We start from the raw sequence: 18,584 nt of genomic DNA on the forward strand, positions 1-18,584 counted from the left end.
GCCACCCCTGAGTTCCGGATTTCGCTGGTCTTGTGTGTCCCGTGCAGGCTAACCATCGATCGCACGGGACCCCCTCTCGCCCGGTATGGGGGCAGCGGGCACACTGGACGTGATGTCGGCCACGCCGGCGATGCATATGTAAGGGAGCGCCGCGAGGCGCCCGGGGGCCATGACGGTTCCCTTGAGCGGTAGGAGCGTGTGACCGATGCCCGACGACGTCACGACCACCGAAGGACATTCTTCCGGAGAGCCGGCCGGCGCGGACCGCCCGGACCCCACGCTCAGCGTGCCGGAGACCCCGGATTCGCCGGACATCCCCACCCCGGAACCGGGCGCCCCGGCGCCGGCTCCGGAGGTGCCGGACCTGCCCGAACTCCCCGACCTACCGGACCTTCCCGACGCTCCCGCGCCCCCGTCGACCACGACGCCCACCGACGACGCCGCACCCGCGGCCGGGACGGACGAGGGCTCGGCCGCGGGTGCGGACGAGCTCGCCCACGCCGGATCGAGCGGGCCCGTCCCGATGCCGACGGTCGCCCCACGCACGCCACCGGTCGCGATCCCGACCGTGGCGCCGTCGATCGAACCCGCGCCGATGCCCTCCCCGATCACGACCAGCACCCCGGCCGATGCGCCCGACCAGCCGACCGTCGAGCCCGCGACGGATCAACCGGCACCGGCCGACCAGGCCGACGCTGCACCGGCCGAGCAGACCGACGCTGCACCGGCCGACCAGGCCGACGCTGCACCGGCCGACCAATCCGACGACGCCGCGCCCGAGCCGGCGGCCGCTCCACACCCGGACGCCGACCCGGCCACCAGCACGCCGGCTCCCGCGACCCCCGGGCAGCGGCCGGGCCAGCGTGGTCCTCGTCCCCGCGGCGGGCGTCCCGGGTCGCCGGGGTCGCGCCCCGGTGGCCGGCCGGGTGGCCCGGGCGGCGGCCGGCCCAGCCCGGTGCCGGCGACGCCCACGCACGCCCCGGCGCACTCGACGGTGGTCGAGCCGGTGGTCGACAGCGTCGACCCGCACGAGTGGGGCCGCATCGACGACGACGGTGTCGTCTACGTCCGCACGGCCGCCGGCGAGCGCGCGATCGGCAACTGGCAGGCCGGTGACGCGGAGGCCGGGCTGGCCCACTTCGGCCGCAAGTTCGACGACTTCAACACCGAGATCGCTTTGCTGGAGGCGCGTCTGGCCTCCGGCACGGGTGATCCCAAGGCCACGAAGGCGCAGGCCATCGCGCTGCGCGACCAGGTCGAGTCGCTGTCGGCGATCGGTGATCTGGACAACGCGGCGGTCCGGCTGGAGATCGTGATCGGCGTCGCCGACGCCGCCATCGCCGGCGCCTCCACCGCCCGGATCGCGGCCCGCAACGCCGCGATCAAGGCCAAGGAGGACCTGTGCGCGGAGGCGGAGGCCCTGGCCGAGTCGACCCAGTGGAAGTCCACCGGCGACCGGCTCAAGGCGATCGTGGACGAGTGGCGCACCATCCGCGGCATCGACCGCAAGACCGATGACGCGCTGTGGAAGCGGTTCGCCAAGGCCCGGGACACCTTCACCCGGCGCCGGGGCTCCCACTTCGCCGAACTGGACAAGCAGCGGGGCGCCGCCCGGGAGGCCAAGGAAGAGCTGATCAAGCGGGCCGAGGCGCTCTCGGACGCCAGCGACTGGGGCGAGACGGCGGCCAAGTACCGCGCCCTGATGGAGGAGTGGAAGGCCACCGGCCGGGCTCCGCGCGACGTCGAGGACGCGCTGTGGGCGCGTTTCCGGGCCGCGCAGGAGAAGTTCTTCTCCCGCCGGAACAAGGTGTTCTCCGACCGGGACGCCGAGTTCGCGGCCAACGCCGCGACCAAGGAAAAGCTGCTCACCGAGGCCGAGAAGATTGACCCGGCAGCCGGTCTGGACCAGGCCAAGGCCAAGATGCGCTCGATCCACGAGCGCTGGGAGGCGGCCGGCAAGGTCCCCCGGGAACGGATCCGGGACCTCGATCAGCGCCTGAAGACGATCGAGGACCGCATCAAGGCGGCCGAGGATCGGCAGTGGCGGCGCACCGACCCGGAGACCGACGCGCGGGTGGCGCAGTTCCGGGCCCGGGTCGAGTCGTTCCAGGCCCAGGCGGCCAAGGCCCGCGCGGCCGGGGACGAGCGCAAGGCCAAGCAGGCCGAGGCCCAGGCCAAGCAGTGGGAGGAATGGCTCAAGACCGCGCAGAGCGCGGTCGACCGTTAGCCGGCCCGCAGGCCCACACCGGCCGGCCCTGAGCGTGTGCCGGGGCCGGCTCAGCCGCAGGCGGTGACCGGCTCCGGCGAGCGGGCCGGCCGGCCCACCGACGGCATGCCCAACCCCACCCCCGGGGTGATCAACGCGGTGCCCTCCAGCGAGCGATCGCCGGCCCGGGTCCGCCGATGCGTCAGCACACCCTCGTCCGCCACCAGGTGGTGCGGGGCGGCCCGGGTCACGGTCACCGTGACCACGTCACCGGGCCGGATCGACCCGCTGACCCCGGCCGCAGCGGCAGTGGCAGCGGCAGTGGCAGTGGCAGGTTGCGGCGCGAAGTGCACCAGCCGCCCGTCGCGGGCCCGCCCGGTCAGCCGTCCACTGCTGTTGTCCTTGCGACCCTCCCCCGCCGAGACCAGCAACTCCACGGTCCGTCCGACCTGGCGCTGGTTCTCGGTCAGGGCGGACTCGGTGACGATCTCGGTGAGCCGGCCGAACCGTTCGGCGACCACCTCCGGCGGGACCTGATCGGGCAGGGTGGCCGCCGGGGTACCGGGCCGCGGCGAGTACTGGAAGGTGAAGGCGCCGGCGAAGCGGGATCGGCGCACCACGTCCAGGGTCTGCTCGAAGTCCTCGTCCGTCTCGCCCGGGAAGCCGACGATGATGTCGGTGGTGATGGCCGCGTCCGGCATCGCCGCGCGGACCTCGTCCAGGATCGCCAGGTAACGGGTGGAGCGGTAGGAGCGGCGCATCGCCTTGAGCACCCGGTCGGAGCCGGACTGCAGCGGCATGTGCAGCTGGTGGCACACGTTCGGCGTCTGGGCCATCGCCTCGATGACGTCCGGGGTGAAGTCCTTGGGATGCGGCGAGGTGAAGCGGACCCGCTCCAGCCCGTCGATGGCCCCGCAGGCCCGCAGCAGCTTGCCGAACGCCTGCCGGTCGCCGAACTGGACGCCGTAGGAGTTCACGTTCTGCCCGAGCAGGGTCACCTCCAGCACCCCGTCGTCGACGAGCATCTGCACCTCGGCCAGCACGTCACCGGGTCGGCGGTCGGCCTCCTTGCCGCGCAGCGAGGGCACGATGCAGAACGTGCAGGTGTTGTTGCAGCCCACCGAGATGGACACCCAGCCGGCATAGTGCGAGTCCCGCTTGGCCGGCAGCGAGGACGGGAAGACCTCCAGCGCGTCCAGGATCTCCACCTGGGCCTGCTCGTAGTGCCGGGCCCGCTCCAGCAGCGTGGGCAGCGACCCCACGTTGTGGGTGCCGAACACGACGTCGACCCACGGGGCGCGGCGCACGATCTCGCCCCGGTCCTTCTGGGCCAGGCAGCCACCGACCGCGATCTGCATGCCCGGGCGCTTGGCCTTGACCGACGCCAGGTGGCCCAGGTTGCCGTAGAGCTTGTTGTCCGCGTTCTCCCGGACCGCGCACGTGTTGAACACGACCACGTCGGCCGGGTCGCCATCGTCGGCCGCCCGGTACCCGGCACCCTCCAGCAGCCCGGACAGCCGCTCGGAATCGTGCACGTTCATCTGGCACCCGAAGGTACGGACCTGATAGGTCCTGGTCCGGGCCGGGCTGTCGGTCACTGCTGCGCTCACGACGATCAGGGTAGTTGCCGCCGGCGCGGGCCGGGGCGACTCGCACGGGGTGACCGGCGGGGACGAGATCGCCCGAACGGCTGCACCAGGTCACCGCTTGCGTAAAGGTTCGATTACTGCTGGGCCGTTTGGTGTTCATGTGCGGGCGGTGTGTGACAGTCTCGAACGACCTGTGAGTCCGATGCCACCACTTGGGGAGGGTTTGTGACCGCTGGCAGCACGCCGTCGACGTCGGCGCAGCCGATGATTTCGATGCACGACGTCGACAAGCATTTCGGAGCGCTGCACGTGCTCAAGAACATCCAACTGGAGGTCCCGGCCGGCCAGGTGGTCATCGTCATCGGACCGTCCGGTTCCGGGAAGTCGACCCTGTGCCGCACGATCAACCGGCTCGAGTCGATCGACTCGGGTCGGATCGCGATCGACGGGATTCCACTGCCCGAGGAGGGCAAGGGGCTGGCTCAGCTCCGGGCCGACGTGGGCATGGTCTTCCAGTCGTTCAACCTGTTCGCGCACAGGACGATCCTGCAGAACGTCACCCTCGGCCCGACCAAGGTCCGCAAGATGAACAAGACCGAGGCCGACGAGTTGGCGATCTCGTTGCTCAAGCGCGTGGGCATCGAGGCGCAAAAGGACAAGCTGCCGGCCCAGCTCTCCGGCGGGCAGCAGCAACGGGTGGCAATCGCCCGGGCGCTGGCCATGAAACCCAAGGTCATGCTGTTCGACGAGCCGACCAGCGCCCTGGACCCGGAGATGGTCAACGAGGTCCTGGACGTCATGGTCTCGCTGGCCAAGGAGGGCATGACCATGGTCGTGGTCACCCACGAGATGGGTTTTGCCCGCAAGGCCGGCGACCGGGTGCTGTTCATGGCCGACGGGGAGATCGTCGAGGACGCGCCCCCCGAGCAGTTCTTCACCAACCCGACCTCGAACCGGGCCAAGGATTTCCTGAGCAAGATCCTGACCCACTGAGTGATGTCGAGTGACTCATCTCGAGCACTGACCCGCTTCGAGCACTGCCCCATCTCGAGCACCACCGTCGAGCTCACGGCCCGGGACCGACCCGGGCCGGAATCACCGGAAGGAAGCACCTGATGAAACTCCGCAGAATCGGATCGGCGATCGCTGGCGCGGCTGCGCTGGCCCTCGTCGTCACCGGCTGCAGCGGTTCGAGCACCTCTTCGGCGACCAGTGCGGCGGGCAGCGCCGCCAGCGCCGCCCAGAGCGCAGTCGCGTCGGCCACCTCGGCCGCGGGCAGCGCGCTGTCCTCGGCGCAGAGCGCGGCCAGCAGCGCGATCGCGGGCGCGACCGGAGACTCGCAGGTGCTGACGAACGCCGGCGAGGGCAAGGTGACCGTCGGGATCAAGTTCGATCAGCCCGGCCTGGGCCTGAAGAACCCGGACGGCTCGTTCTCCGGCTTCGACGTCGAGGTGGCCAAGTACGTCGCCGGCAAGCTGGGCGTCCCCGAGGGCGGCATCACCTTCGTGGAGTCCAAGTCGGCCGAGCGTGAGGGCCTGATCGACCGCGGCGAGGTCGACTACATCGTCGCCACCTACTCGATCACCGACGCGCGCAAGGAGAAGGTCAACTTCGCCGGGCCGTACTTCATCGCCGCCCAGGATCTGCTGGTCAAGTCCGACAACACCGACATCACCGGCCCCGAGGCCATGGCCGGCAAGATCCTGTGCTCGGTGACCGGTTCGACCTCCGCCCAGAAGGTCAAGGACAACTACGCGGCGGACGTGGCCCTGCAGGAGTACGGCACCTACACCGAATGCGTCGAGGCCCTGCGGTCCGGCGCCGTCGACGCGGTGACCACCGACAACGTCATCCTGGCCGGCTACGCCGCGCAGTACCCGGGTGAGCTCAAAGTCGTCGGCAAGGGCTTCTCGACCGAAAACTACGGCATCGGCCTGAAGAAGGGTGACGCCGCCGGCACCGCGGCCATCAACGCGGCCATCGCCGCGATGATCGCCGACGGTTCCTGGAAGCAGGCCCTGGAGGACACCGTCGGGCCGTCGGGCTTCACCATCCCGTCCCCGCCGACCCCCAGCAGCTGATTCGCGCGACGGCCCCCGGGGATCGACCCGGGGGCCGTTCGTTCTGACCTGTGCCACCCGACTGGGCCGCAGCCCGCATGACCTCGAGGGGTGAACGTGGATTTCAGCTTCCTGACCGACCCCCGGTACGACATCCTCGGTGCGTTCTGGATGACCGTGCAGCTGACCTTCTGGTCGGCGATCGGGTCGTTCATCCTCGGGGTGATTCTGGCGGCGATGCGGGTGAGCCCGGTGCCGCTGATGCGCTCGTTCGCGGGCGGCTTCGTCAATGTGGTCCGCAACATCCCGCTGACCCTGATCATCATCATGATGTCGCAGGTGGTGGCCAATCAGCTCGGCCTGCGCCTGGCCGTCCGTGAGGCCGGCGTCAACCCGCAGGCCTTCCTGAACTCGCAGAACTTCCGGCTGGCCGTCCTGGGCTTCATCATCTACACCTCGACCTTCGTCTGCGAGGCGATCCGGTCGGGCATCAACACCGTGCCCCCCGGCCAGGCCGAGGCCGCCCGGGCGATCGGCCTGAAGTTCACCCAGGTGCTGGGCATCGTCGTCCTGCCGCAGGCGATCCGGGCGGTGATCGCCCCGCTGGGTTCGGTGCTGATCGCCTTGACCAAGAACACGACGGTGGCCTCGGCCATCGGGGTGGCGGAGGCGGCCCTGTTGATGAACACGCTGCTGGAGAACGAGGCGGACAAGTTCACCGCCGTCTTCCTCGTGATCGCCGCCGGGTTCATCGTGTTGACCCTGCCGACCGGCCTGATCTTCGGCGCGGTCGCCAACAAGTACCAGGTGAAGCGATGAGAAGCCCTGTGTCAAGCCGCCCTTTTTTGATCTTGGTTGAGGAGGCGTTGCAGGGCCCGGTGTTCTGCGGGGTCGTAGCGCACGCCGTCCTGCCAGCAGTGCCAGATGACGGTCAGCCAGGCACGGGCCAGGACCCGGACGGCGTGGGGGTGGTCGTGACCTCGTGCTCTGGCTCTTCGGTAGAGATCGGCTGCCCAGGGATTGGCCTTGATCGAGTCGCCGGCGAAGTCGCAGACGGCGTCGCGGAGTTGTTTGTCGCAGGCCCATCGGAACGCCACGACGCGGATCTTTCCGGACTGGCGGGTGGACGGGGCGACACCGGCCAGGCAGATCAACGCTTCCGGGGTGGGGAACTTGGCTCGGCAGTCGCCGATCTCGGCGAGCAGCCGGGCGGCCCGGACGCGGCCCGAGCGGGGCAGGCTGGTGAAGATGTGTTGGTCGGCGTGCGCGTCGAGCTGGGCGCTGATCTGGGCTTCCAGAGCCTTGATCTGGGTAACCATCGCGGTGAGCAGGGCAACGGAGGATGCGGTGATCGCGGTGTACGCCGTCTGGTCGCCGGCGGCGCCGCGGGGTGCGGCGGTCAGATGGGCGTGCAACGCGGCCGGGTCGGTGCGTCCGGAGTAGCCGACCGAGGACAGCCACCGGCCGAGTCTGGTCGGGGTGAGCCAGTCGGCTTTGTCCTGGGTCGGGAAACGGGTCAGGAACGCCAGAGTGATCAGCGAGTCGATCTGCCGGAACAGGCCGACCGCACCGGGGAAGACCAGGCGAAGGTGGGCGCGCAGTTGGTTGGCCAGGGCCACGCGGTGGGCGACCAGATCGCGGCGAGCGCGGACGATTCGGCGCAGCGCGACGGTTTCCGGTGCGTCGGGCACCAGTGGCCGCAGCCGGGACCGGTCGGTGCGCAGGGTGTCGGCGAGCACGTAGGCGTCGAACCGGTCGTCCTTGTTGCCGGCCGAGCCGTACCGGCCACGCAGGTTCTTGACCTGGTTCGGGCTGATCACGACCACGGTCACACCGGCGCCGAGAAGGGCGTCGACCACGGGCCCGTCGGGGCGTTCGATCGCGACCTCCTGGCAGCCGGCGCGGGTGAGCACGGCCACGAGTTCGATCAGTCCGGCGGCGGTGTGCTCGATGGTGTGCCGGGCAATCTCGCGGCCGCGGTCGTTGACGATCGACACGGCGTGGTCGTCGCGGGCCCAGTCCAGGCCTGCGGTCAGGTCTTGGGGTGCTTGGTCGGGCAGGGTGTTGCTGGCAGACTTCACGTCAGCCTCCTCGCTGCTAGTCCCAGTGGGGAGGCGCCCTCGTACGGTGCCGATGGTGCCGGGACGTGTCTGCCGGTTCGCTCACTGATCGGCGCTCGCGGCACGCAGCTTTGGCGCTCAGCCCTGTCGACGGTCGGCACGTCCCGGGGAACCGCCAGATCTCGCAGATCTCATCGTGGACATCAACCGTGTCCAGCGAGCTGGGCGATGACCGGGCGGCACCTCGGGCGCATCACCAACCCCTCGAGGATTGATGACCTAAGGATGGTGCACCAGTGAGCGAACGCGCCACCGTCCTCTACGACATCCCCGGCCCGAAGGCGCGGCGGCTGAACCTGATCCTGAGCGTGGTCTTCGGGATCGTGCTGGCCGCCCTGGTCTGGTGGATCATCAGCGTGCTGATCGAGAAGAACCAGCTGACCGCCGAGAAGTGGTCGCCATTCCTGGAGATCCAGAACTGGACGACCTACCTGCTGCCGGGCCTGTGGGCCACGTTGCAGGCGGCCGCCCTGAGCGTGGTGATCGCGCTGCCCATCGGCGCGATCTTCGGCATCGCCCGGATGTCGGACCACACCTGGGTGCGGTGGGTGGCCGGCGTGGTCGTCGAGTTCTTCCGGTCCATCCCGGTCATCATCCTGATGTTGTTCGCGTTCCAGCTCTGGTTCGCGATCCTGGGTACGTCCAGCCCGTTCGCGGCCGTGGTCATCGGTCTCGTGCTCTACAACGGCTCCGTGCTGGCCGAGGTGTTCCGGGCCGGCATCCTGGCCGTGCCCAAGGGCCAGTCCGAGGCCGCGTACGCGCTGGGCCTGCGCAAGACCCAGGTGATGACCCTGATCCTGTTGCCACAGGCGGTCACCTCGATGCTGCCGGCGGTGGTCAGCCAGCTGGTCGTCATCGTCAAGGACACCGCCCTGGGCGGCATCCTGGTCGGCTACGTGGAGCTGCGTCGGGCCGCGAACACCTCGGCCAGCAACTACGGCAACCTGCTGCCCACCTACGTCGTGGTGGCGCTGATCTACATCCTGATCAACCTGGCGCTCGGCTGGTTCTCGCACTGGCTGGAGCGCAAGCTGCGCACCCGTCGTGGCGGTGGCAAGGTCGTGCAGATCGATCCGGCCGCCCAAAGCGACCTCATGGCTGCCCGACAGCAGATCGAGATTCTGGACGCGCCCGGCATCGACGAGTTCAAGAAGAGCTGATGGCGGACCGCCGCTCCTCGCGGCGGCCGCCTAGCGGGCGATCTCGGTGGCCCGGGACTCTCGGATGACGGTGACCCGGACCTGACCGGGGTAGGTCAGCTCCTCCTCGATCTGCTTGGCCACCTCGCGAGCCAGGATGTGCGCCTCGACGTCGTCGACGATGTCCGGCTTGACCATGACCCGCAGCTCGCGACCGGCCTGCATGGCGAAGACCTTCTCCACGCCCTTCTTGGCGCCGGCGATGGCCTCGATCCGCTCCAGTCGCTGCACGTAGGACTCCAGCGACTCGCGGCGGGCACCGGGCCGGCCGCCCGAGCAGGCGTCGGCCGCCTGGGTGAGCACGGCCTCGACGGTGCTGGGGGCCACCTCGTCGTGGTGGGCCTCGATGCAGTGCACGACCTCGTCGGACTCGCCGTACTTGCGGGCCAGGTCGGCCCCGATCAGGGCGTGCGAGCCGGGGACCTCGTGGGTCAGCGCCTTGCCGATGTCGTGCAGGAAGGCACCGCGGGTGACCACGGTCGGATCGATGCCCAGTTCGGCGGCCATGGCCCGGGCGATGTGCGCGGTCTCGACCAGGTGGCCGAGCACGTTCTGGCCGTAGGAGGTCCGGTACTTCAGCCGCCCGATCAGGGCCACCAGCTCCGGGTGCAGGTCGGTGATGCGGACGTCGAGCATGGCGTCCTCGGCGGCCCGCCGGCAGAGCACGTCGACCTCGTCGCGGGCCCGTTCGAAGGCCTCCTCGATGCGGTGCGGGTGGATCCGGCCGTCGTCGATCAGCATCTCCAGGGTGATGCGGCCGATCTCCCGGCGGACCGGGTCGAAGCAGGACAGCAGGACTGCTTCGGGGGTGTCGTCGATGATGACGTTGACGCCGGTGACCGTCTCGAACGCGCGGATGTTGCGGCCCTCGCGGCCGATGATGCGGCCCTTGACCTCGTCGGCAGGCAGGTGGACCACGGCCACCACGGTCTGGGCGGTCTGGTCCGAGGCCACCCGCTGGATCGCCTCGGCGACGATCGCCCGAGCCCGCTGCTTGGCCGAGTTCTGGGCCTCGGATTCGATGCGGCGGATCATCATCGCCGCGTCCCGGCGGACCGCTTCCTCCTGGCCGGCCAGCAGCTCGGCCCGGGCCGCCTCGACCGTGAGCCCGGAGATCCGGACCAGCTCGGCCTCCCGGGCCGCGTCGGCGGCGGCCAGGTCGCGTTCGCGCTGGTCCAAGGCGCCGGCCTGCTTGCGCAGGTCGGCCTCCTGTTCGGCCAGGGCGGCGGCCTTGGCCTCCAGCGCCCGCTTGGCCGAGGCCAACTCGCTGCTCTCGCTGCCGATGCGGCGCCGGTCGGCGACCAGGGCATGCTGCTCGTCGGCCAGGGCCTGGGTGGCGGCCCGCAGCCGCTGCTCGGCCTCCTGCAGTTCCTTGCGGTCCTGGGCGAGCGCGGCCGTGGCCTCGCCGGCGATCCGGGTGCGCTCGTTCTCCAGGCCGGCGCGTAGTTCGGCCGCTTGGGCCCGGGCGGCCGCAATCGTGCGCTGCGCCTCGGCCTGGGCGTCCTGGCGCAGCTGCTCGGCGTCCCGCCGGGTGCGCACGGACAGTTCCTCGGCGGCCTCGGCCGCGGTCCGGCGGACGGCGTCGGCCGCCTCGGCGGCGGCCTGCGCCTCGTGGCTGAGTAGGGCGAACCGGCCCAGGTCGGGCTCGGCGGCCGGCTTGACTTCGGACGCGCTGCGGCTGACCGCCTCGTCCAGCAGGCGACGCAGCGAGTCCTCGTCCACGGCCGGTGGCGGGGCCACCGGCTTGCGTCGGGCCAATGCCACCACAGCACCGACCGCCACCAGCAGCGCCAGAATCAGGGCAATGACGAGAGCGTCGGACACGGCACGACCTCCCCTCGTCAGCACCACCGGCACACGGCACCCGGCTGGGTGCCGTCACGGTGGACGGCAGGAGGGTCGCCAACAAACGCGAACCTCGACGCGCTGAAAACGCGCATCGAACACATGGGCCAGCCGGATCACGAACGACCCAGCCAGGCAGGTGCGGGGTGCGGCAACCCGAACCGCTATCGACCGCGCAGCCGAGGCGTGCGCGTGGTGGTGACTCTCCTGTTGCTTCCGAGGTTAGGGAGCGCCGCCGCAAGGGTCAAGCCGACCCGCGTTCACGCCGGTCATCAGCCTTTCGAGCCGGGTCCAGCACCAACCGTGACCGGTGATTCGCCGACGGTCACGACCAGCCGTCGTCGGTCTCGGCGTCGTATGCGGCGAGCACCTCATGGACGACCTGCCGGGACAGATCCCCGGGGTAGCCGCGACGAGCCAGCAGCCCGAGCAGCCGGCGGCGCGCGGTGTCGACCCCGTGAGCCATGGCGGCATCGACCCGTCGTTCGAGCAGGGCGCGCGCCCGTTGGTACTCGGCGTCCCAATCGACCACGGCCACGGCGGAGGCGGCGGTTTGCGCGTCGATGCCCTTGCGGGTCAGCTCCTGACGCAGGGCCCCCGCCCCGAGCCCGCCCTGCCGGTGCCGGCTGGCCACGAACAACTGGGCGTAGGCCTCGTCGTCGATCAGCCCGACCTCGGTCAGCCGGTCCAGGACCCGCTCGGCGACCTCGTCCGGGATGCCCTTGCGGCGCAGGGCGGCGGCCAGCCCGGCGCGGGGGCGGGCCGCCCCGGTGAGCAACCGCAGACAGATCGCCCGGGCCACCGCCTCCGGATCACCCGGGTCGTCCTCCGGATGACCCGGCGCCGGCTGCGCCGCTGCGCCCTCGGCCGAGCCCCGACCCGACCGGCGGTCGGAGCGGGCATCGGAGGACCCGGACGGCAACCGCCGGCCGGGGCCGACCGAACCGGCCCAGCCGGGGCCGTCGGCGGCGTCCGCCTCTGCGCCCGAACCCGCCGCCGGTGCGGCGGCGATCTCGCGCATCTGCTCGGCCAGTCGAGCCAGGATCTCGGCCTGTCCCGGCCCGGCGGCCGGGGAACCGGCGGCTTCGTTCACGTCCACGGGATCACCAAGCCCAGCGGCGATCAGAAGTCGACCGGCGCCGGCAGCGGCTCATCCTGGTCGATGCGCGCACCGACGCCGAGCTTTTCCTTGATGCGCTTTTCGATCTCGTTGGCGATGTCCGGGTTCTCCCGCAGGAAGGTGCGCACGTTCTCCTTGCCCTGGCCCAGCTGCTCGCCGTCGTAGGTGTACCAGGCACCGGCCTTGCGGACCAGGCCCTGCTCCACGCCCACGTCGATGAGCGAGCCCTCCCGGGAGATCCCGCGGCCGTAGATGATGTCGAACTCGGCCTGCTTGAACGGCGGGGCCATCTTGTTCTTGACCACCTTGACCCGGGTCCGGTTGCCGACCACCTCGGCGCCGTCCTTGAGCGCCTCGATCCGCCGGATGTCCAGGCGCACCGACGCGTAGAACTTCAGCGCCTTGCCACCGGTCGTCGTCTCCGGCGACCCGAACATCACGCCGATCTTCTCCCGCAGCTGGTTGATGAAGATCATCGTGGTGTTGGTGGTGCTCAACGCACCGGCGATCTTGCGCAGCGCCTGGGACATCAACCGGGCCTGCAGACCCACATGGCTGTCGCCCATCTCGCCCTCGATCTCGGCCCGCGGCACCAGGGCGGCGACCGAGTCGACCACGACCAGATCGATCGCACCCGAACGGATCAGCATGTCCGCGATCTCCAGCGCCTGCTCACCGGTGTCCGGCTGGGAGACCAGGAGCGCGTCGGTGTCCACGCCCAGCGAGCGCGCGTACTCGGGATCCAACGCGTGCTCGGCGTCGATGAACGCGGCGATCCCGCCGGCGGCCTGCACGCTGGCCACCGCGTGCAGGGTCAGGGTCGTCTTGCCGGAGGATTCCGGACCGTAGATCTCGATCACCCGCCCGCGCGGCAACCCGCCGATCCCCAGAGCGACGTCCAGGGCGATGGACCCGGTGGGGATCACCTCGACCGGTGCTCGCCCGTCGTCGCCGAGCCGCATGATCGAGCCCTTGCCGTACTGCTTCTCGATCTGCGCCAGCGCAATGCCGAGCGCCTTCTCACGATCCGGTGCCGACATGATCCACCCCGTGCCTTTCATCGCTGTTGGGTGCTGCTGCTGTGGTGCCTGTCGAGATCGACGCTAGAGGCCGGCACCGACAGTCCTCCCGATCCGCGCCAGATTGTGGATGGATTCGGGCATGGGGATAACTCTAGACGTACACCTGTTCGATCAGGAAGCGTCGCGTCCGCGTGTCGCCGTTCGAGCCCCGGTCCCGGTTCAGTCCGGCAGACCGTGGCGCAGGGTGTCGGGCACGTCGAAGTCGTCGCACACGGCGAACCAGATGCGCTTAGGGTCCTCGCCGGCGTCCAGCGCCTGATCGACCGTCCGGCCGCCGAGTACCGCAAAGACGTGGTCGGAGGCGACGGAGGCCGCCCGGGGCGGTCCGAAATGAGCCACCATCAGGCCACGGAACTCGGTCAGACGCACGCGACCACCCTACTGATCGGGCGCTCCGACCGGGCCAACGCTCCCCCGCCGGCCACCGGCGCCGGGCACTGCCGCGGGGTCGACCCACGGCCGGGGTGCCACTGTCGTACCCGTTGGGCAGACTGCCGGCCATGGACCCCACCGGCATGTCGAGCCCGCTCGGCCAACTCGTGATCGCGGCCGGCCTGCTCGCGGCGATCGTGGTCGGCGTGCTGGCGCTGCGCCGGCGGAAATAGCGCGCCGATGGACGGGATCGCCTGGACCCAGGTAACGATACGAGACGGTTGCGTTTCGCAATCGTCGGGCGCAGAATCGACGGCGACCGGATCAGCGATGCTCCTGCCGCGCCCGACCCGTTCTGATCAAGACCCACCTGGAAGGCCACGCCATGTCCGACGCCCCTGCCACCGTGCCATCGAGTGGGCCATCGAGTGGGCCATCCGGCGCGACCGGTGCGCCACCGGCCGCCGCCGCGGGCCAGGCCGGTTTCTACCCCAAGCGCTGGAAGGCGCTGTCGGTCCTGGTCGTCGGCCTGCTGGTGGTCATTCTGGACAACACGATCCTCAACGTCGCCCTCAAGACCATCCAGATCGATCTCGACGCCACCCAGAACGAGCTGGTCTGGGCGATCAACGCCTACTCCTTGGCCTTCGCCGCGTTGCTGTTCACCTGGGGCGTGCTCGGCGACCGGTTCGGCCGCAAGCGGATCCTGTTGATCGGGCTCGTGCTGTTCGGCTTCGCCTCGGCCCTGTGCGCCTTCGCCTCGACGCCGGGCCAGCTCATCGCCTTCCGGGCGCTGATGGGCGTGGGCGGGGCGTCGGTGATGCCGATCTCGCTGTCGATCATTACCGTCATCTTCCCGCCGCAGGAGCGGGGCCGGGCCATCGGCGTGTGGTCGGCCGCGGTCGGCGCCGCGGTGGCGATCGGTCCGGTCCTGGGTGGGCTGCTGCTCGAGCACCCGAACTGGTTCAACTGGCTGACCGGCAACGACTGGGGGTCGGTGTTCTTCATCAACGTCCCGGTGGTGATCGTCGGGATCATCGGCATCGTCATCCTGGTGCCGGAGACCAAGAACGAGCATCCCGGGCGGCTGGACCCGGTTGGCCTGGTGCTGTCGGTGGCCGGCCTATTCACCGTTGTGTACGGCATCCAGAACGCCTCCGAGGTCGGCTGGGCGTCGCCGTCGACCTGGGGATTCGCCCTGCTCGGCCTGGCCATCCTGGCCGTCTTCGTCCTCTACGAGCACCGCAGTACGCATCCGTCGATCGATCTGTCCCTGTTCCGCATCCGGTCGTTCTCGGTGCCGCTGACCGGCGTCACGCTGGCCTTCGCGGCCATGCAGGGCACCCTGCTGTTCCTGACCTTCTACTACCAGATCGTCCGCGGCTGGAGCCCGCTGCAGGCGGGCCTGCTGGTGCTGCCGTTCGCCGTGGGCCAGTTGCTGGGTGCTCCGCGCAGCGCCGGCATGGTCAAGCGTTTCGGCGCCCGTGTGGTGATCCCGGTCGGTCTGGCCTTCGCCGCCGCCGGCATGGTGTTCTTCTCGGTCGTCACCCCCGACACCCCGGTGTGGATGCTGGTGGTGCTCGGCGTGGTCTTCGGGTTCGGCCTGGGCAACACAATCGCCCCCTCCACCACCCGGATGACCCTGGCCACCCCGCCGGCGCGGTCCGGCTCCGGCTCGGCGGTGCAGAACACCGTCCGGCAGGTCGGCGCCGTGTTCGGGGTGGCGATCCTGTCCTCGATCGTGACCACCGTCTACAGCAACAACATCACGCCGCTGCTGGAGGGCCGGGGCCTGCCCAGCGCGGCTTTCGATGCCGCCACCGAGTCGATCGGCGGAACCAACGAGGTCGCCGATCGGTTGGCCGCCAGCGGCGCGGTGCCGCCGCAGGCGATCGCCCAACTGCGCCAGGCCTCCATCGACTCGTTCATGCCCGCGCTGCACACCGCGACCTTGTTCTCGGTCGGCCTCCTGCTGATCGCGCTGATCATCGTGGTGGTCTGGCTGCCGACGAAGGCGCAGGCGGCGGCCTGGGGCGCCCCGTCCGCGCGCCCGTCCGCGCCGCCGGCCGCGCCCCCGGCCGCAGACGCGGTTCCGGACCAGGCGCCGGTCGCCGCGACCGCCCCGGTGCCCGTGGCGGTGAGCGCTGCCACGACCGGCGGCGGGCGTCATGCCGCGCCCGACGAGGCTCCGGCGGGCCCACCGGCCGGCGCGCATGCCGTCGGCCGGCACGCGCGGACCGAGGACGGCGGGACGGAGGGACGGTGACGGTGTCGGCGATCGCGCAGGTGTCGCCGACCCCCGATCCGCAGGTGCCGGCCCGGCCCGACGCGGCGGCGGACGGGCAGCACCCGGCCGATCAGCCCGAGGCGGCGCCGGCCTGCCGCCGGCCGGGGCGGCCGCGGGAGCGTCGGGTGGATCGCGCGATCATCGCCGCCACCCTGGAGATCTTCGCCGACGAGGGCTACCACGCGCTGTCGATGGAATCCGTGGCCGCCCGCGCCGGCGTGGGCAAGGCGACGATCTACCGCCGGTGGCCGGGCAAGAAGGAGCTGGTGATCGACGCGTTGGCCACCCTGAACGACGATCTGCTGGCCGCCCGGCAGCAGCTGCCCGAACGGACCGTCGACCGGATCCGCGCCATCCTGCGGCATCTGGCCACGCGTGACACCGACAGTCTCGCCGGCCGGATCCTGCCTCGCATGGTGGTCTACAGCGTCAGCCAGCCGGACCTGTACGCGGAGTACTACCACCGGGTGATCACCCCGCGCCGGCAGTGGCTGCACGGCATCCTGCGGGAGGGGGTCCGGCGCGGGGAGCTGCGGCCGGACCTGGACGTCGAGGTCGCCGCGCTGGCCATCGTCGGGCCCACGATGTTGCCGACGCGCGGGCTGGGAACCGATTCGCAGGGCCGGGATCTGGCCGATCGGGTCTTTGCGGTGCTCTGGCCGGGCCTGGCCGGGCCGGATACGCCGGCCCAGGCCGACCGGGTCAGCGAGTGAGTTCGCGCATCCCGGCGGCCAACGCCTGCAGCTGATCGATCGATTCGGTCAGCTCGGGGGCACCGGCGGGCCCGTCGTGGCCCGGCCCGGTGGCCGGAGCGGATCCGGAGGCGCCGGCCGCATCGGTGCCCGCCGGCAAGGGTGTCCACGCCACCGACGGCGGCACCGCGGCGGCACCGCCGTGCGCGAGTCCACGGGTCGCGCGGGCCGCCTCGTTGGCGGCCGTGACCAACTTCCCGTAGCCGGCGACGCCGTCCTCGATCTCCCGACGCATCGCCGTGATCGTCCGGTCCAGGTCGCCGCCGACGTCGGCCGCGGACCGGCGCCGGGCCCGGATCAGGTCGCTGGCCTGCGCCGCCCGGGTGCGCAGCCGCAACTCGGTGGCATCGGCCGCGCGAATGACCTCGTCCCGCAGGCCCCGGACCGTGCTGGTCCCCAGGCCGTCGTCGGCGTCCAGTCCGACCAGGTCGACCAGGCGCCGCAGCCCGTCCGAATACCCGTCCAACCGGGCCATCGCCGGCCGCAGCTCGCCGACCACGGCGCTGCGCCGCGGCGAGGGCGGCGGCAACGCGTTCACCACCCGGGTCCGCATCCGCAGGTCCGCGGCCGCCCGGACGGCCCGAACCACGCAGGCGATCAACAGCGCGCTCAGCACGATCAGACCGATGATCATCCCGGCGGACACGCCCCCGGTGATTGCCACCACACCGGCCCCGCCGGCCACGGTGGCCACCGACGCCGCGGACCACGTCTTGACCCGTCGCCGCGCCGCCCGCTGCCGGCGCCGGGCGACCAGCGCCGGCTCCCGGCGCGACCGCAGCGCCTCCGTCGCGGTGGCGGACACGGCAGCGGCCAGATCCAGGCCCTGCTCGACCGCGGCGCCGGAGGTCAACTGCGCGACGACGGCCCGGCGCATCAGGTCTGCTGGTTGGGCAACGGCTGCGCGGCCGGCGCCACCGCCGGGTTCGCGGGCGCCGCCGTGGCCGCGTCGATGGATCGGGGCTGCTGGCTGGCCAGCTCAGGGTGCAGCTGGGCCCGCAGTTGATCGAGCCGGGCCGAGCCGGCCATGTCCAGCGTCGACTTCTGCACCTCGAGCATCCGGCCCTCGACCGAGTCCGAATGCAGCTCGGCCGCGCCGAGCGCGTTCGCGTAGCGCCGCTCGATCTTCTCCCGGACCTCGTCCAGCGACGGGGTGTTGCCAGGAGCCTGCAACTGCGACATGGACTGCAGCGAGGCCGACACCTGCTCCTGCATCTTGGCCTGCTCCAGCTGGGAGAGCAGCTTGGTGCGCTCGGCCAGCTTGGACTGCAGCTGCATGGCGTTGTTCTCCACCGCCTTCTTGGCCTGCTGCGCCGCCTGGAGAGCCTGATCGTGCATCTTCTTCAGGTCTTCCATCTGCTGCTCGGCGGCGACCAACTGCGTGGCGAAGGCCTGCGCGGTCTGCTCGTACTTGTCCGCCTCGGCCGCATTGCCCTTGGCCCGCTGCTCGTCGGCCAGCACCAGTGCCTGCCGGGCCGAGGACGAGAGTCGCTCGACGTCACCCATCTGCCGGGTCAGCTTCATCTCCAGCTGCCGCTGGTTGCCGATGACCGCGGCGGCCTGCTGGGACAGCGCGGCGTGCTGGCGCTGGGCATCCTCGATGGCCTGCTGGATCTGAACCTTCGGATCGGCGTATTCGTCGACCTTGGACGAGAACAGCGCCATCAAGTACTTCCACGCCTTGGTGAACGGATTCGCCATGATGTAGTCCTCTCGCCAGTTGCACGCTCCCGCGCCCCCGCCCGTGCGCGGTCATCTCATCGTTCCAGGTCGGCGCGCGAGGTTCCACCCGGTCCGATCAACCCAGGGGTCTATTTCCGGCGCACCCCGGATCCGGGTCGGCTCGGGATCGGGCGCCGATCAGGGTTCCCCCCGACCCGGCGCGGCCGGCCGGCGTGGTGCACCGGGCGAGGGGAATCAACCCGTTCGGACCAACCAGCGTCGGGCCCTCT

General features: G+C 70.9%; 16 protein-coding genes. 8 read left to right on the plus strand and 8 right to left on the minus strand.

What is annotated here, in order from left to right:
- The first annotated feature begins 955 nt into the window (after nucleotides 1-955).
- A complete protein-coding gene (locus NAMU_RS31935) occupies nucleotides 956-2,227 on the plus strand; it encodes a DUF349 domain-containing protein (RefSeq protein WP_407669255.1) in 1,272 nt (423 codons plus the stop codon).
- Nucleotides 2,228-2,277: 50 nt separating this feature from the next.
- On the opposite strand, the gene miaB is transcribed toward NAMU_RS31935, so the two are convergent.
- Nucleotides 2,278-3,816, minus strand: a complete 1,539-nt coding sequence (gene miaB, locus NAMU_RS19730; RefSeq protein ID WP_041369185.1) for a tRNA (N6-isopentenyl adenosine(37)-C2)-methylthiotransferase MiaB — start codon at nucleotides 3,814-3,816, stop codon at nucleotides 2,278-2,280.
- 243 nt (nucleotides 3,817-4,059) lie between these two features.
- On the opposite strand from miaB, the gene NAMU_RS19735 reads away from it, so the two are divergent.
- From NAMU_RS19735 to NAMU_RS19745, 3 genes are all read left to right on the plus strand, one after another.
- On the plus strand, nucleotides 4,060-4,788 hold the full coding sequence (locus NAMU_RS19735) for an amino acid ABC transporter ATP-binding protein (RefSeq protein ID WP_041369187.1): 729 nt from the start codon (nucleotides 4,060-4,062) through the stop codon (nucleotides 4,786-4,788).
- Nucleotides 4,789-4,910: 122 nt separating this feature from the next.
- Nucleotides 4,911-5,876, plus strand: a complete 966-nt coding sequence (locus NAMU_RS19740) for a glutamate ABC transporter substrate-binding protein (RefSeq protein ID WP_015749106.1) — start codon at nucleotides 4,911-4,913, stop codon at nucleotides 5,874-5,876.
- A 90-nt stretch (nucleotides 5,877-5,966) separates the two neighbouring features.
- The gene (locus NAMU_RS19745) at nucleotides 5,967-6,674 is read left to right on the plus strand and encodes an amino acid ABC transporter permease (RefSeq protein WP_138180358.1); all 708 of its coding nucleotides are present in this window, start codon (nucleotides 5,967-5,969) and stop codon (nucleotides 6,672-6,674) included.
- 11 nt (nucleotides 6,675-6,685) lie between these two features.
- Here NAMU_RS19745 and NAMU_RS19750 read toward each other — a convergent pair whose 3' ends face one another.
- On the minus strand, nucleotides 6,686-7,936 hold the full coding sequence (locus tag NAMU_RS19750) for an IS110 family RNA-guided transposase (RefSeq protein WP_015746517.1): 1,251 nt from the start codon (nucleotides 7,934-7,936) through the stop codon (nucleotides 6,686-6,688).
- A gap of 275 nt (nucleotides 7,937-8,211) precedes the next feature.
- Here NAMU_RS19750 and NAMU_RS19755 point away from each other — a divergent pair, with 275 nt between their 5' ends.
- Entirely contained in the window at nucleotides 8,212-9,135 is a 924-nt protein-coding gene (locus tag NAMU_RS19755) for an amino acid ABC transporter permease (protein WP_015749108.1), read from the plus strand.
- Nucleotides 9,136-9,165: 30 nt separating this feature from the next.
- Here the strand turns inward: NAMU_RS19755 and rny are convergent, their stop codons facing one another.
- From rny to NAMU_RS19775, 4 genes are all read right to left on the minus strand, one after another.
- Nucleotides 9,166-10,881 carry a ribonuclease Y gene (gene rny, locus NAMU_RS19760; protein WP_407669256.1) on the minus strand — a complete coding sequence of 572 codons (1,716 nt, stop codon included), beginning with the start codon at nucleotides 10,879-10,881 and terminating at the stop codon, nucleotides 9,166-9,168.
- Between the two features lie 463 nt (nucleotides 10,882-11,344).
- On the minus strand, nucleotides 11,345-12,118 hold the full coding sequence (locus NAMU_RS19765) for a regulatory protein RecX (protein WP_015749110.1): 774 nt from the start codon (nucleotides 12,116-12,118) through the stop codon (nucleotides 11,345-11,347).
- A 23-nt stretch (nucleotides 12,119-12,141) separates the two neighbouring features.
- Nucleotides 12,142-13,182 (minus strand): recombinase RecA, encoded by a 1,041-nt coding sequence (gene recA, locus NAMU_RS19770; RefSeq protein WP_086008639.1) that lies wholly within the window; start codon nucleotides 13,180-13,182, stop codon nucleotides 12,142-12,144.
- Between the two features lie 198 nt (nucleotides 13,183-13,380).
- Nucleotides 13,381-13,590, minus strand: a complete 210-nt coding sequence (locus NAMU_RS19775; RefSeq protein WP_015749112.1) for a DUF3046 domain-containing protein — start codon at nucleotides 13,588-13,590, stop codon at nucleotides 13,381-13,383.
- Nucleotides 13,591-13,721: 131 nt separating this feature from the next.
- On the opposite strand from NAMU_RS19775, the gene NAMU_RS29465 reads away from it, so the two are divergent.
- The 3 genes from NAMU_RS29465 to NAMU_RS19785 all read left to right on the plus strand — a co-directional run bounded on the left by NAMU_RS29465 (nucleotide 13,722) and on the right by NAMU_RS19785 (nucleotide 16,593).
- A complete protein-coding gene (locus tag NAMU_RS29465; RefSeq protein WP_015749113.1) occupies nucleotides 13,722-13,826 on the plus strand; it encodes an LPXTG cell wall anchor domain-containing protein in 105 nt (34 codons plus the stop codon).
- Nucleotides 13,827-13,978: 152 nt separating this feature from the next.
- A complete protein-coding gene (locus tag NAMU_RS19780; protein WP_015749114.1) occupies nucleotides 13,979-15,859 on the plus strand; it encodes an MFS transporter in 1,881 nt (626 codons plus the stop codon).
- Complete coding sequence (locus NAMU_RS19785; protein ID WP_015749115.1) at nucleotides 15,856-16,593, plus strand: TetR/AcrR family transcriptional regulator; 738 nt, start codon at nucleotides 15,856-15,858, stop codon at nucleotides 16,591-16,593. Before NAMU_RS19780 ends, NAMU_RS19785 begins: the two co-directional genes overlap by 4 nt.
- On the opposite strand, the gene pspM is transcribed toward NAMU_RS19785, so the two are convergent.
- Both pspM and NAMU_RS19795 read right to left on the minus strand, forming a co-directional pair.
- A complete protein-coding gene (gene pspM, locus NAMU_RS19790; RefSeq protein WP_015749116.1) occupies nucleotides 16,583-17,509 on the minus strand; it encodes a phage shock envelope stress response protein PspM in 927 nt (308 codons plus the stop codon). The two genes, NAMU_RS19785 and pspM, sit on opposite strands and share 11 nt — an antisense overlap.
- Complete coding sequence (locus tag NAMU_RS19795) at nucleotides 17,509-18,333, minus strand: PspA/IM30 family protein (protein ID WP_015749117.1); 825 nt, start codon at nucleotides 18,331-18,333, stop codon at nucleotides 17,509-17,511. Before NAMU_RS19795 ends, pspM begins: the two co-directional genes overlap by 1 nt.
- Nucleotides 18,334-18,584: the final 251 nt, after the last annotated feature.

It is taken from the genome of Nakamurella multipartita DSM 44233, from assembly GCF_000024365.1.
Taxonomy (GTDB): Bacteria; Actinomycetota; Actinomycetes; order Mycobacteriales; family Nakamurellaceae; genus Nakamurella; species Nakamurella multipartita.

Coding starts and splice junctions, on each gene's coding strand:
- NAMU_RS19780 (WP_015749114.1), top strand. CDS start 13,979: ATGTCCGACGCCCCTGCCACCGTGCCATCGAGTGGGCCATCGAGTGGG.
- pspM (WP_015749116.1), bottom strand. CDS start 17,509: ATGCGCCGGGCCGTCGTCGCGCAGTTGACCTCCGGCGCCGCGGTCGAG.
- NAMU_RS29465 (WP_015749113.1), top strand. CDS start 13,722: ATGGACCCCACCGGCATGTCGAGCCCGCTCGGCCAACTCGTGATCGCG.
- NAMU_RS19795 (WP_015749117.1), bottom strand. CDS start 18,333: ATGGCGAATCCGTTCACCAAGGCGTGGAAGTACTTGATGGCGCTGTTC.
- NAMU_RS19740 (WP_015749106.1), top strand. CDS start 4,911: ATGAAACTCCGCAGAATCGGATCGGCGATCGCTGGCGCGGCTGCGCTG.
- NAMU_RS19735 (WP_041369187.1), top strand. CDS start 4,060: ATGATTTCGATGCACGACGTCGACAAGCATTTCGGAGCGCTGCACGTG.